Annotated in this window: 12 protein-coding genes; 5 read left to right on the forward strand and 7 right to left on the reverse strand. The window is 58.5% G+C overall.

Annotated features, from left to right (window positions below; all coding sequences use genetic code 11):
• Position 1 precedes the first annotated feature (1 nt).
• Entirely contained in the window at positions 2-1267 is a 1266-nt protein-coding gene (locus CKW06_RS10220) for a tyrosine-type recombinase/integrase (protein ID WP_024956492.1), read from the reverse strand.
• 251 nt (positions 1268-1518) lie between these two features.
• Here CKW06_RS10220 and CKW06_RS10225 point away from each other — a divergent pair, with 251 nt between their 5' ends.
• On the forward strand, positions 1519-2100 hold the full coding sequence (locus CKW06_RS10225) for a hypothetical protein (protein ID WP_004153225.1): 582 nt from the start codon (positions 1519-1521) through the stop codon (positions 2098-2100).
• Between the two features lie 198 nt (positions 2101-2298).
• Here the strand turns inward: CKW06_RS10225 and CKW06_RS24080 are convergent, their stop codons facing one another.
• Together CKW06_RS24080 and CKW06_RS10235 are read right to left on the reverse strand one after the other, a co-directional pair.
• The gene (locus tag CKW06_RS24080) at positions 2299-4077 is read right to left on the reverse strand and encodes a type 4 pilus major pilin (RefSeq protein WP_004153226.1); all 1779 of its coding nucleotides are present in this window, start codon (positions 4075-4077) and stop codon (positions 2299-2301) included.
• A gap of 2 nt (positions 4078-4079) precedes the next feature.
• Positions 4080-4409, reverse strand: coding sequence for a conjugal transfer protein TraD (locus tag CKW06_RS10235; RefSeq protein ID WP_076738497.1), 330 nt, complete (start codon positions 4407-4409; stop codon positions 4080-4082).
• Between the two features lie 354 nt (positions 4410-4763).
• Between CKW06_RS10235 and CKW06_RS10240 the strand changes: the two genes are divergently transcribed.
• Positions 4764-6485 (forward strand): MobA/MobL family protein, encoded by a 1722-nt coding sequence (locus CKW06_RS10240; protein WP_004153227.1) that lies wholly within the window; start codon positions 4764-4766, stop codon positions 6483-6485.
• Between the two features lie 850 nt (positions 6486-7335).
• Here the strand turns inward: CKW06_RS10240 and CKW06_RS10245 are convergent.
• Both CKW06_RS10245 and CKW06_RS10250 read right to left on the reverse strand, forming a co-directional pair.
• Positions 7336-7746, reverse strand: a complete 411-nt coding sequence (locus tag CKW06_RS10245) for a hypothetical protein (RefSeq protein WP_024958273.1) — start codon at positions 7744-7746, stop codon at positions 7336-7338.
• 62 nt (positions 7747-7808) lie between these two features.
• Complete coding sequence (locus tag CKW06_RS10250) at positions 7809-8168, reverse strand: helix-turn-helix domain-containing protein (RefSeq protein WP_313770477.1); 360 nt, start codon at positions 8166-8168, stop codon at positions 7809-7811.
• Between the two features lie 140 nt (positions 8169-8308).
• Here CKW06_RS10250 and CKW06_RS10255 point away from each other — a divergent pair, with 140 nt between their 5' ends.
• Genes CKW06_RS10255 through CKW06_RS10265 form a run of 3 tightly spaced genes read left to right on the forward strand, consistent with a single transcriptional unit; the run spans position 8309 to position 9610 of the window.
• Positions 8309-8728 carry a hypothetical protein gene (locus CKW06_RS10255; protein ID WP_176573236.1) on the forward strand — a complete coding sequence of 140 codons (420 nt, stop codon included), beginning with the start codon at positions 8309-8311 and terminating at the stop codon, positions 8726-8728.
• Positions 8729-8738: 10 nt separating this feature from the next.
• The gene (locus tag CKW06_RS10260) at positions 8739-9038 is read left to right on the forward strand and encodes a hypothetical protein (RefSeq protein ID WP_024958276.1); all 300 of its coding nucleotides are present in this window, start codon (positions 8739-8741) and stop codon (positions 9036-9038) included.
• A gap of 35 nt (positions 9039-9073) precedes the next feature.
• Entirely contained in the window at positions 9074-9610 is a 537-nt protein-coding gene (locus CKW06_RS10265; protein ID WP_004153229.1) for a hypothetical protein, read from the forward strand.
• A 305-nt stretch (positions 9611-9915) separates the two neighbouring features.
• On the opposite strand, the gene CKW06_RS10275 is transcribed toward CKW06_RS10265, so the two are convergent.
• Together CKW06_RS10275 and CKW06_RS10280 are read right to left on the reverse strand one after the other, a co-directional pair.
• Positions 9916-11712: a DEAD/DEAH box helicase gene (locus tag CKW06_RS10275; RefSeq protein ID WP_004153231.1), complete on the reverse strand. Its 1797-nt coding sequence runs from the start codon at positions 11710-11712 to the stop codon at positions 9916-9918.
• A gap of 473 nt (positions 11713-12185) precedes the next feature.
• Positions 12186-13601: a site-specific integrase gene (locus tag CKW06_RS10280; RefSeq protein ID WP_024958278.1), complete on the reverse strand. Its 1416-nt coding sequence runs from the start codon at positions 13599-13601 to the stop codon at positions 12186-12188.
• Positions 13602-13813 lie beyond the last annotated feature (212 nt).

The following is a 13813-nucleotide window of genomic DNA, read 5'->3' on the forward strand; positions in this document are numbered from 1 at the left end:
GTCATCCGGCCCGCAGCTTCACCACATTGCCATCGCGCAGGCCGTCGAGGTAATCCGCCCAGACCTGCATCATGCGCACGCGCTCCTGCAGGTGCGATGTGCGGTTGTAGGCCCGGCCGTTGGGATCCTTCACCGCGTGCGCAAGCTGGTGCTCGATGATGTCCGGGCGGAAGTGCAGGACTTCGTCCAGAATGGTGCGAGCTGTCGCGCGGAAGCCGTGGCCGGTCATCATCGTGCGGTCGTAGCCCATGTTGCGCAGCGCTGCGGTAACGGCGTTCTCCGACATCGGGCGTTTGGAGTCGCGGGCGCCAGAGAACACCCACTTGTGCCGGCCGGTGATCGGCTTAATGTCCTCCAGGATCTGCAGCGCCTGCCTGGACAGCGGCACCAGATGTGCCGCACGCATTTTCATCTTGCTGGCAGGGATGGTCCACACGGCCGCGTCGAGGTCGAATTCCTCCCATTCCGCATGCCGCAGTTCTCCAGGACGCAGGAACACCAGCGGCGCCAGCCGCAGCGCCGACCGGGTGATGGCAGATCCGCTGTATGCCTCGATGGAGCGCAGTAGGCCACCCAGCTGCACGGGGTCGGTAATCGCCGCGTGGTGGGCCTCCTTGGGTGGCGCGAGCGCTCCCTTCAGGTCCGCAACGGGGTTCCGCTCGGCGCGGCCGGTGGCCACGGCGTACCGCATGATCTGGCCGCAGTTCTGCATGATCCGGTGCGCGGATTCGATCGCGCCGCGGTCCTCGATGCGACGGGCTACCCGAAGGAAGTCAGGAGCGGTGAGTTCACCTACGGAACGCGACCCGATCCACGGGAATACGTCATTCTTCATCCAGGCTTCGACCTTCTCCGCATAGCTGGGCACCCAGGGGCGTGTGGCCAGCCACTCATTGGCGATGGTCTCGAAGCTGTCCGAGCCTAGGGCGGAGTGGGCGAGGGCGGCAGCCTTCTTCTGCGCACCCGGGTCGACGCCTCGGGCCAGCAGCCGGCGGGCTTCGTCGCGGGCCTCGCGGGCGCGCGCCAAGGAGACATCCGGGTACAGGCCGATCGACAGCAGCTTCTCCTTGCCGGCGATGCGGTACTTCCAGCGCCAGCTGCGTGCACCGGTCGGGGTGAGGTAGAGGTACAGGCCGCCACCGTCGGTGATCTTCTGCGGCTTGTCGCTGGGCTTGGCGCGCCTGATGGCTGCGTCGGTCAGAGGCATTGGGGGTATCGCTTCAGTGGGTGCGGTCGGATACCCCTTGATATACCCCCACCGTCTCATGGATTGAAACGGATTACCCCGGTCTGCTGCGGACAATAAAAAAGCCCGGAAACCCTTGTGATGCGGGGGTTTCCGGGCTTCTCCGGTCCTTTACGAACCGTTCGTTGGTGGAGGTGGGCGGAGCCATTTGCGCCCATTTGCAACCTATTGAAAGCAAACGATATTTAGCTTCCAAAAGGTGCAAATTTTCATACCTCTGATGATACCCGGCATGGGGCCGAGGTGCAAAGCACAACTGCTTAGGAGCAGTTGTGCGCATTGCATCGGTGATGGTGGTGTTGACCATTTGGCTTGGAGCGTGTGGTGAGGCACTGGCGCAGGCCGGTTCAATTCCGCCCGCCGGAACCAAACAGGGTTGGGAGCGCCAGCATCTGGGCGACCATGTCAGCGAACCCGGCGAGGCTTTACCGGATTTCCTCCGACGCACTGGGCGAGTGCTCCACGACTACACCCGCCAGAGCGGGAACGAGGCCTGTGGCGCGATTGCCAGCGACGGCCAGCGTTTTTCCCTGCGCCTCTACACAGATGGCGTGCCACACGGCTGTGTCATACGGACCAGCGAGGTGATGGAAGGTTCTGCTTTCACTGGCGAAACCATCCACAGCCATCCTTGGCAGAAGGTGCTGACGATGACGCCGGCCGCCAGGGCGTGGAGCCATTTCTACAAGGACGGCAATGCCGGGGCCCCGACCCTGCGCAACGACGGAGCAGTAGGGTTCAGCAAGGCCGACCGCGCTAACGGAGATGGTTGGCTGATTGCTGGCGGGCAGTTGCTGCACCTGGTCAACGGAAAGACCGAGCGCCTTGGCCCGGTAGCCCTCTCCACGGAGTGATGCAGGTCGAACGCTTGACAACGCCTTGAACTGCCTTAGATCTGGAACGTCGGCAGTTCACTGCCCTATGGGCAGCTTAGAAAAATTAGAGAAATTGCTTTGCCCGCCGACACCCAAAGCCCTCGCTCGCGCGGGGGCTTTGCTTTTTTGGCTTGGCTTGGCCCGGTCTCCCTCTCCGCGGAGTGAACCAATGGCCGTTTACTGGCATTGGAACTCGAAGGCTGACCAGTCCGATGCGCCCACGGTCTGCCAGTAGAACGCCGAGCCAGCTCCGACCACCTCACAGGCGCACTCTGTCGGCCAACTAACTGGCCCGGTGCTTGGGGAGCCAAATCCAGGCATTGGTGTCAGCTTCTGTTTAAGTGCGGCGACGCAGGTCCGGCGCTCTGGCGTCAATGCCTGTTCTTGAGGCCTCGCGAGGCCACCCGAAAACGTCGCGTCATCGTTGGTATTAACGCTCTGCGTGCAGTGAAATCCGTCAGCGAGGAACTGCGACACCGAGCAGAACACGCCCCAGCCGTAAAGCCCACCGTCGCCCCAGGAAATCCACGATTTCCCGGTGTAGGTCGGATAGGTTCTTGCCGGAGGTGCCGGGGGCGTGCAGGTGTTGGAGGTGGTAACCCAACCACTGGATGCCGTGTAGGTGCCGCTCCAGCTCTCCGAGGTGCTCGACACCGGGGATCCGGTCGCGGCCGGGCAGGACCAGGACGTGGTGCGCGTGCCGTTCTCAACGCGGTTGCGTTGTCGCCAGTGCTGACCTGCCTGCCCGGCCGGGCAACCCACGTTCTGGCTCTCTGCTGGCGCGGCGCGCGTGATTGCAACGCTGGTTGGCGGCGCAGACGTGCATTCGGGAGCACACATACTTGCTGCTGCCGGTAACCAGGCTGACCATGGTCCCGTCAGTGCTGTTGGGCTTGCGAACGGGTCGGGGCATGAATACGTCGTAGTGCGGGTGCGGGTCTGCGGAAAAGAATTGGCGCCACTGATGGTGAGAGTGCCTGAAGGACAAACGCCCGTTTGCGCCGCGCTTTCGCTCAACGGTAAAGGCGCTGAGCAGACGGGTGTGATGACGGGAGGGACAATAGGAGGAGTGACGGCGGGTGGTGCCGGTGGTGCGGTTGGAATTGGAGGTTGAGCGGCGATTGGCACGCATAACGCCAGCGGAGCCCAGCAAGCAGGAGCCGCTACCGAATTCCAAATAAACGAACACGTTTGACCCGCAGGTGTCGTTCCTGTGGCTGGAGCCGTGGGAGCCGCTGCGCAGCCAGGAGATGGAGCCGGTGGAGTAACAGCTACGGGCGGTGGCGCCACCACCGGCGCCGGTGGTGGCGGAGCTGATGTTGGAGGGGGCGTTGGCAGTGCAACGGGTGTGAGAACTTGCGCTGACAGGCCAGTAGCGCCGCCGTAGTATGTGAACGCGAGCTGCGCTGGATTCCTGCATTGTTGAGTCGCGGCTTGGATGTCCAATACAGTCGGACGACCATTGTTGCTTCGATGGAAGACGGATGTATCGCCTATTTCCAGGTCATACATGCCTTCACTTGCTGCAGCAGCTAGCTTTAGGCACGCACGCGTTGGAACCGCGTGGTAAACAATCTTCAACCCTGCGTTGGGGCGACCATCAATGGTGGCAGGCTCAAGAATAACGGGTTGCGCCCATCGGCTCATTAGGCCAACGCCAGAGTTCATTGAAACGGGTGGAACGCGGTCGGCAATAGCCTGAGCGGTTGTCAGTCCCGCATAGGAGCCGAGCGCTCCATACGTCATGTCTGCATTTCGAGCAATGGTGTGAATATTCGCTTGTTCCGCGCGAACATCTGCGTTGTTTGCCGATGACTGATAGATAGCGAAAGCCGCACCGGAAAGTAGTGTCATAGCGCCTACTGCCAGCATCACCTCGATCAATGAGATGCCACGTTGCCGATGTTGGTGTCTCAGTTCACAGAGAACCGCATGATTTAGTTGTGAAGGCTTCATGGTCAGCGCTTCCTTGCACGGGACGCTTCTCGCTCCGCTAGATAAATGCGCCCGCGTGTGCGCATTCCATCTCTTTGTTGAGCGTTTTCCGGTTTTTCAATGCGATCTCGATACGCAAGTAGTAGGCCAACAAGCTCGGCCTCATCCAATGCATCAGCCCCCGCAGCGATGACCGCGCCGCCCAGGAGAATCTTGCGGTGCGCGTCTGCTTTGCGTTCGCTCGCTCTTGTCTTTGCTTTTGATCTTTGCTCGGCCAGCATCTCCCGTGCTTTCAATTTTGCGAGACGCTCAGTGGCGGCGGTTATTTGTTCTTGTATAGAGCGTGTTGCCATTGTTGAGCTCTCCTGATGTCCTGCACCTCATGCAAACAGAAAATCGGCTATTGGCAAGTCATCGACTTGTCATATTGCAATTACCTGCCATCCTGAAATAGAGGGGCACGGGCGAGCGAGAGCGAGCCAGCCCCAGCGGGAAACGCGAGCGAAGCGAGCCCCGGTCTCTTGCCCGAAGCCGTCACGAATAGTGGCGGCAAGGATCAAAGCAAGAGCGCACTTATGGTTTCCCTGCGGGAAACCGTGCGCCGGGGCTCCGCCCCAGACCCCGGCCCGCTTCGCAGGCCGCCCCCGATGCTAGCCCCCTCGGGGGCGTCGCCAAAAACAAGAGCAGGAGCAAGGACAAAAATCGAAATGGCCATTTATCACGCCACCGTCAAAGCCTTTTCGCGCGGCAAGGGTCATTCCTCTACTGCCGCTGCGGCGTATCGTGCGGGCATTGTGATTAATGACGAATTGACCGGTATCAAACACGACTACACAAGGCGCAGTGGCGTTGCCTCGGTTGATATGTTGGCCCCGCAAAATGCCCCCGAATGGGCGCGAGATCCGGTCGCCTGTTTCAATCGCTCGGAAATGGCCGAGACCCGGCTAAACGCCAGGACGGCGCGAGAGCTTGAAGTTGCTCTGCCTGCAGAACTGAACGAAGCGCAGCGTCGTGCGCTCGCGTGCGACTTGGGTCAGATGTTGGTTGACCGCTATCAGGTTGCGGTGCTTGTTGCAGTCCATGAGCCCGATAAGAAAGGGGATGAGCGCAATCACCATGTGCATCTCCTTATGACGCCTCGTCAGATCGGTCCTGATGGCCTGGGTGAACGTGCATGTGCTGAATTTGATGCGCGTGGTGGCGCAGGACCGGAGGCTATCCGCATTCTTCGTGAGGCGGTGGCTGACCGTATCAATTCGCATCTGGAACGAGCACAGGTCGCTGAACGTGTTGATCATCGCAGCCTAGCTAAGCAAGCACATGCCGCCGAAGCTGATGGCTATATCGGGTTCGCAGCCATGCTGGCTCGCGAAGCCACCCAGCACGAGGGTAAGGCAGCAACCGCGATGCGTAGGAGGGGTGAAGATAGCGAGCGGGCCACGGTAAATAACCAGATCCAAAACGCCAATCGCATTGAACTGCGTGACTACCTGGAACGCTTGGAGCAAGAGGGAAGGGTGATGGCGACGCCACGCTCCCATACGCAAGAAGCAGCTCAACGTGAGCGGCTTGCAGCTGTTGGCAAAGAAGAGCGGCAACCGCACCTCGGGCAGGTCGCGCTGGCGCCGCCACGAGCACGAAAAAGGCCAGCATCAGTAGAGCAGCGAGCTGCACGAGTGGGGTCTGCCGCATCGCGCTTTCCGCCAAGTCTCAAGCCAGTATTGATGAAGGCGGCTAGGCGTCTTCGTAGCAAGATTGCGAACAAGCAAGCAGACGAGGCCATGGCTCGTTACGACGCTGAAATAGAGCAGCTGGAGATGGAAGCGAGACGGGTTTGGCTGGAGGATATAGATGCTGCCGTTCGGCAAAGTCTTTCGACGGTCGCCAAGCTCTTTGACATGTCGAGCAGGGCGGGCGCCTACCCCCACAGGGCGTCATATCGAAACGATATGCGCGAGCTTCACAGTTCATTGAAGCAGGTGGCTCGTGACGCCACTCGATGGGAGCGCAGGCTACAAGCCGAAGTTAAGGCAAACATTTCACTCACGGAAGCCCAAATGAAATTGGTGACATGGGAGAGGAAAAATCCCAAGCCGTCGCTCTGGAGCGGTAGCAGGCGCGATTGGGCGCAGCGGCGTCGGAGTGGCGAAGAGCGCATTGAGCGGCGCAGGACGCGGCACGATGCTGCGCGTCTAGCTACAGGCCCGGAAGCACAGGTGAAGTATGCGGCGCAGGCAGCTACGAGTGTAGAAGCTTTGGATAGGCTCGCAGCATCAATGCTGAAGCGCTATCCAATCACTGCTGATACAGCACAGCCGCACAAATCGCAGTGTTCTGGAACTACCCCAACGCGCACGCTTACGGAACAACTGAACGATAGCGAGTTGGAGAAAAAGGACCAAAGAAGATGTCGCGGACCTCGCGTTTGAAGCTAGAAAAACAATGCCCCCGAATATTCTTCGGGGGGCATTGACAGAATTGGCGTTGGCCTCATGCTGTTTTTTAGCGGCAGCTCGTTGATAACAGCAACGGCTGCGAGTAGGTAGAAAGCAGCTCTACACACCCAGGCATCGGCCCCAAGCAACAACATAGCCGACATCGGGAAGAGCGCAACCCCTCGCAACCCAGCTGGAACCAATGGCTATCGCACGGAGGTCCGATTAGTTCGCGCCCGGTGACAATCCGGGGCTATCCATCTCCTACGGATAGCGGCCTTAAACCGTGGAGGAATACGTCCACATCCGGCAGCATGGCTTCTGCGTCGCGGAGGTTCCAAGGCATGGGTTCCCTAGCTGGCCTTGGATTGTGTGCCCCGTCTCGGGTCGGCCATGTATGCGAAGGGCAAGATTGGAGAGCGTCAGGCGACAGCCTGATCACGGGGCAAAGCCCATGGGAGAGACGCCAGTGAATGCTGGTGGCAGGACCCCAGCCCCGGCGCCATGTCAGGCGTGAACCTGCCGCAGCTGTGTATTGACAGTGATCACAGCGCCGACGATGGTCCTCTGCCTAGGCAAGAGTAGGCCGGCCCGGCAAAGGTCCCCAGGCTCGCTTATTGCGGGTTGGGGGAGACTTTGCCTCGGTCGGTCGGCGGTTAGAAGCAAAGACCGAGGCAAAACAGCGGGCCCATAGTGTCCTGAGTCAGCAGGAAGATGTGTCCTGAATCGGGGGCGGAGGTGGCCTTGTCCGTAAAGGAGCACTTGGAGTTCTACAGCAGAAAAACGGAGCGGACCGAAAATTTCCGGGCGCCGACGAATGTTTCAATGTTCGGTCAAAGGCACATCAGATTTGACCCCAAGGAAGGAAGAAGCGTCGTCCTACCTTTAGGCCGCGAATTCGAGCTTGCCAGTCACTGATCTGTTTTATGAAGCTATCGACGGGATGCGCCGAGTGCTTACATGCTGCTATGGAATTTAGAAGCTCATTGCTAACTTGCATCAAGGAAATTCCGGCGCCCTTGTGCTTGAGAAGGAAGAGCTCGGATGCTATCAGGTGAAGTTCTTCACTCTTATCTGAACTGATGATCTGTGTGTTACTGGCATCGCCCATGTAGTTGATTGATCGAATAGCTCGAAGTGCCTCGTATTTCAGCGCATTGAACTTTGAGAGCTTGGCCATCAGCAAGCCCGAGTAGTATCCAGCGGCCGTGCCGGGAATCAATGCCATCAGGAGGTCGTAGGCGAGGCTTGTCATTAGGGTCTTCCTTGCTGGCACCTAGGCATAGCGTAGGAAGTCGCTAGGCCGTTCGGTGCGCGTCACTTGCTAGCGGGGGCGAGGCTTTTTAGAAGCGCCAGTGCTTCTTTCTGTTTTCGGGCATCAAGCTGTGTCAGCACCAAGATTGCCTCCGCAACCACGTCAGAGGCAGCAAGGAAGTAAGCGGCTGGGAGATCCAGAAGCTCCGCGAGCTTCTCAATGGTCTCCAGATCAGGCTTATGAAGGCCCCTCTCATACCTGCTGATGCGGGGCGCAGTGGTGTTTGGGTCATCCACTCCCATCAATAGTTCCCCTAGCTGGGCCTGAGTCCAGCCCTTGGCTGCGCGTGCGGCGCGGAGGCGTTGGCCAAGAGCAGTGGTTGTTGGTAACGGCGCGGGCATTCGGGGCAGCAAGAAGGGCATTGACTACCCGAAGTGTGCCCGCCTAAGCTTAGCCGGTCATTTGCATTGAACGCAAATATTCGTTGGGCGAGGAGGTGGTTATGGATATGAGGTGCTGGGCATTGGTGGGTCTTCTGGCGTTCACTGCTTCTGCTGACGCTATGCCCAGCCTGTCGTGCCAACTGCAGACTGGCCAGTTCAGGGTGGATGGGGGATGGCGGCCGAAGGTATCCGCTTTCATTTGGGCCACGGGTCATGGCTCCGCGATCCCCACCGGCCCCATCCGAACCAGCATCGGCCGCATCGACTCCGTCGAAGGCCGGGACTACAAACGCGCTATCAAGCTCGATGGAAAGCCGGTTCTGCTGCCTCCCGAAGCGCATAGCGTCATTGGCTTCGGCAAGGTCTATGACTTCAAGGATGCCGTCGCTCTGGTCTATCTAGGGGAGCGTGAGGAGGACTCCTCTGCGCGGCCTAGTCAGATCGTGATCGTCATCAACAAGGCCGGGTCACTGATTGATAGCGAAGTCCTACCTGGCACTGCAACGAATCCGGGCAATCACTGCCTACTCATCGACTGAAGGAACACACATGAAGAAGCTTTGGACGCTTTCCGCTACTGCGCTGCTGGTTGCTTGCTCGGGTGGTCCTGGGAGCGGCGATGTTGAGAAAGCCTTGGCCGTGTATTTCAAGGAGGCGACGGGAACGACGATGACGTTTGAGCACTTGAAGGTAGGAGAGTGCGTGCGTGGGGACAGCCCCGGCTATGCGTGCAGTGTCACCGGAACTGCGCGGTATCAGCTGGGCACTCGCACTGAGCAACAGCAGCTTGTCGGCACTTTCGTCATCGATAAGGTCGATGGCACTTGGACTGTCGTAGACCGTCGCTGACCCAGGTCCTTCCCAACCATCGCTAGGAAGCTCGTATGTGGACCTTGTTCAAGGTAGTCCGCTGGATCATCACCGGTCTTGCACTTTGGTGGCTGTGCGGTGTGGTGTTCGAAAAGGGCACGACGGCTGAGGGTGCCGTGTTCGGGTTGATGCTGTTCGGGCAGCTGGTCTTCTGGCCCCTTGCGCTGCTGTGGGGCTTGCCGTGGCTGTTCCGTCGCCGCGCGCCCAAACTGAAGAAGCATAGGCCTGAAGAGTTTGAGCCCACTGTTTGCCATGACCATATCGCCTTGGACCTGGGCAGGGACACTATCTGGATCCGGGAGCCCGTGAAGGGCGAGCGCTACCTGCGGCGGGCTGAAGTGCTCGCCATCCGCACTGGGGAATACAGCTACAAAGGAGTCATCACCCATCGTCTGGAAGTCCAGGTGCGGGACGTTGTTCACCCGCTCTGGCTGGTTCCTTTCGTGCGCCACTCCGACCGTTGGCTCAAGAGCACAGCTGTCAATGAGACTGAGAGGGATGAATGGTTCGCTAGGATGAAAGCTTGGCTTACTGAAACGCGCACCATCTAAGCAGCCCCATTCCAGCGAATGCAGCTAGGCAGGAAAGCAGAGTGGCCCATCCTCCATGCGCGGAATGATGGGCCTATGTTGCCTCTTAGTCTTCGCTTTCCTCAGGCTCCAACTTGCTCAGTTCTCCCAGTCGCAATAAACCGCGCTCGATCATGCTCTGCGCACAAGCAACACAGTATCGATCCCAGCCCCGGTCTTTTCGCACCCCTAGTCGAATGTCTCCGCGTTCGATCCTATGTTTACTGTTAGCTTGGCAGTTGTGGGCCTTCTTCGCCCTGTCTACCATTGTCGAGACGATCAAGGACTTAGTCGCCATCGAACAGCTTCCTGCAAACGCTTGCTGTAAGGGCATCGAACTGCCCCCGAATGGTGTCCAGTTCCACCTGTGACATCTCACTTCGTTCCCCTGGCTTCCGGCCGACCAAGGTGTTCGCCGCCTCGTTGAGAGTGGTGACTACCACTACGTAGTTGTCGCGACCAAGCCGTCTGTGATCCAACTCTCGCCCGCCATGCTTAATTCCTCGCTCATTGAGAATTCGTCCTGCGTGGAGTTGAATAAGCTCGTTAAGAGCGTCTCTGGCGGCCTGTCGTTTTGCTGCCTTAGGGACAGCGATGGGCTTGAGGGCTTGGGTAGTAGGGTCAAAGTCTGCAGGGATAATTCCGCTCTGCTTCAACAGGCGAATGGCGTCTTCCTCTTCCTGCTTTAGGAGGTGGATTTCCTGCATTTCCACCTCGGACTGCTCTTTGACCTCGGGCTTCCCATTGGTAGTGTCGCGAGGCGCATACTCACGGAACTCCGTGGGATCTGCTGGATCCAAGCCTTCAAGAGGAAGAAGCTGGTCAAAGAAGGATTGGTCATCTTCGCTGAACTGCTGGAAGTCTCCCCACCTGGCGGCAATGTTGCCGCCCGCATGAAAGATCACACTGCCCTGGTTTACAACGTCCCCCGGCGCATCTTGCTTGATTACGCGCATGATTCGCCCAACGAATTGGACGAATGGAGACAGGTTGGAGAACACGCTAAGGACCGCCGCTACCGACAGGAACGGATGGTCAAAACCTTCGCCAAGTTTTCTCACCTGTACGATCACGTCCAGTTGATGATTCGCCAGCCTTTGCATGACTTGGTCATTCTTTTTACTCTCACGGGAATGCACAAAATCGGCCTTCCTTCCCCGTGCGCGATAAGCCTCCACAATCTGAATGCAATGCTCATAATTCAATGCCGAGGCGATTACCTTTAGGCGTGGCTCCCCTGTCAAGTTACGGAGCCGGTCGAGCTCCCGGAGGGACGCATCAACAATGGTATTCAGTGTTTCTTCGGACGTTACGATGCTTCTGCGGAAATCCGCGTCCTCCTCACCTAGGCGTCGGACCTCATCTAGGGAGACTTCAACCTCCGAATCGCCTGGTCGCCTGACATAGCGTAAGGTCTTCGGATTGAGTTGGATTGCTTTGAGCTGTTTAACATAGCCCGCTCTGATCGCCTTGAAGATTGGGTATGAGTAAACGACGGGACCGCTCATCATCTGGCCATCAGCTCTAAGCGGCGTGGCGCTGAAGTTCACGACCGAGGCTGCAGGGAATTTTGCTTTCAGGGCCTCATAGGTTGCTGCAACGCTATGATGGCCCTCGTCGAAAATGATCAGGTCAAAGAAGTCGGCAGGAAGCGTTCGCAACCACTTGTTGCCATCGCCGGAAATCTGCTGGATGTTTGTAATGGCAACGTGTGCGGCGTCAAGGTCACTTCGATTTGCATCGGTGCCTCTTATTTCCACTGGCTCTGGATAATTGGGGCCGTCCATCACATCGCAGCGTGCATAGAATAGCTTCTCGCTACTAAAGTCGAAATCAGCTGCCAGCTGCGTTGCAATCGCAACGCCGGGAGCGATGATCAATGCTCGTTTCGATTTATACGCAAATGGAGTGAGCGTTATAGTTCCTGACTTTCCGCATCCCACGGGCAGTACTACGCTAACTTCTCTTATGTCCGCACCGTCAGCTACATGCTGTGCTAGCGCCTCATAGGCTCCTTGTTGCGGTTCTCTGACCTTCGGATTTCCAGTAATGCGGGGTGCGACATCTTGGAACGGGCTAGACACGCTTGTTCTCCTGGATACGTATTCTGCTCATGCGAAGTTGGGCGGCGCATTATCTGTGCGCCGTATTGGTCAGCAGCGGCTGACGTGAGATGTTCATTGCTCGCGCGGGCGTAGATGTCGGCATATTTATTGGTCGTTTTCATCCCGTGCCACAATTATCATCCCGACAGATACATCTGCCGGGCTTCTTGACGCCTACTGCGAGCTTTTACTTTCCCCCTGAAATTCCCTGGCTGATGCGCCCTTCAGTCATGAGATCCTGCCTCAGGCAACCCATCTATTCAATAGTTTGATGTCTGTCACATTTTTGGCGGGGCGCCGCGTGCCTTTCGGCAGGGCCAGACTTGGCAAGACGCGCCGGGACGGGTGGCAAAGCTGACAGCGAGGCGATAGCAAGAGTCCAGCCCCGAATCTTGGGCACCTGGAGTGGTTGATGGCGTTGCCTAATCATTGTCGCCGCGATCCCCCGGGCGCTACGACGCCTTCGATGGCTTCCTCATCCGACTTGCTGGCGTCGTGGAGTGCGCGCTTTTGGCAAGAGCGACCGCTTTTCGTTCACGTGCAGCTGCATTCACCACCCTCCGCTTCGCTCTGAGTTGCGCTTGCTTGAGAGACTGCGCTGCCTCTCCAGGCTGATAGGCCGGCAGACCTTCGGGAACGGGGAGAAGCGCTACCGCGTCTGCGCGCGATTGGAGCGTGGGCACATCTACATAGGTTCCGAGCTCGCCGGGCATATGCGCCTTGTGCCCCGTAATGGCAGCGGCAATAGAGCTAAGCACCCCCGCATAGAGAAGCCGGGTGCTCGCAGTATGTCGGAACGAGTGGAAGCCCATGCCGGGCTGCATCATGCCCAAGCCAACAAGATAGGCGCGGAACTGATCTCCGAGGGCGTCCCCGTAGCCTGCCTTCTTATGCCAAGGCAGGTGGGGAAACAGGCGCTCATGGCCCGACTGCGCTACATCTTCGACGTAAGTTAAGAAGCCCGCCTCCAACAAGCGTGGGTGGAGTGGGATGAAGCGCAAGGAGTTTGCGTTTTTCAGCTTTTGATCCCGCCGCCCCGCACGAATGTGGATTCCCCAAATGCCATTCACCTCGGCCACATCGTCGGCATAGAGTTGCCCAAGCTCGTTGACCCGCGCCCCAGTGCCCGCTGCTAGCAGGACTCCCCAGTATCGATCAGGCCGCTCCTCTGACCAGGGAAGGAACTTCTCCATATCGAAGAGTTGGTTGATTTCCTCAATGCTGAAGGGGCGACGGGGGAGCGTGGCGATTGCGGTGGCCGAGCTCTGGCGCTTGATTCCATCGAGCGGCGAACGTGTGAGCAGCCCACCGGCTACTTGTGCATTGAGGAAGCTGGCCAGTCGGTCACGATGTTTGCCTAGAGTCCGATCAGACAGGCCCGCGATAACGAGCCCTTTGGCGCGTTGTTGCTTGACCTTGGCGATGATTTGCGCGGCGCTCAGTTCTTTGTATTCTGCCTTCTTGCGCGCATTGCTCGGCCAGTCATGAAGCCCATTTAGGAAGGCGCGCACTTGGGTCTCCCCCACTTGCGACATGAGCAGGTCGAGCCCTGCTATTTCGCGGAAGATGGTGAGCGTGTTTTCACTGTCGAGCAGATTGCCTGGCGATGTCTTAGCGTTCCTAAGGTCTTCCAGGTAGAGACCAACACGCTTTGTCAGGGTGTCCCCGGCTCCGGGCAGCGGTGAACTTTGGGCAAAGCCTGAGCTCGCGAGTCCCTTGATGGTGTCCAGCAGAGCTTTGGCGTCCTCGCGTCCATTCACCTGTAGGTCGGTCAATCTCGCGCCGTTAGGCAGCTCAATGTTCCCGGTCCAGCGGTCAATGGTTCCGGCCAACGCTCTCAGCAGGGCGTCCCGATCCTTCTCGGTCATTGGGCTGCGTCTCATGCGGTCGAATGCTTGAGAGAGTGCCACAGCGGCGCTTGCCGCTGTAAGCCGCATCAGATCGATTGAAGCAGGGGGCAGGCGTCGCACCAGGTAGCGGGAGCCAATAAGAGGCTGTAGATCCGTAGGCACAAAAAAACGGACGTATAGCCCGCTCGGTCGGCGCAGGAAAAATGGCTTTGGCACGGAGTGATACCTAC

It is taken from the genome of Stenotrophomonas maltophilia, assembly GCF_900186865.1.
Classification (GTDB): domain Bacteria; phylum Pseudomonadota; class Gammaproteobacteria; order Xanthomonadales; family Xanthomonadaceae; genus Stenotrophomonas; species Stenotrophomonas maltophilia.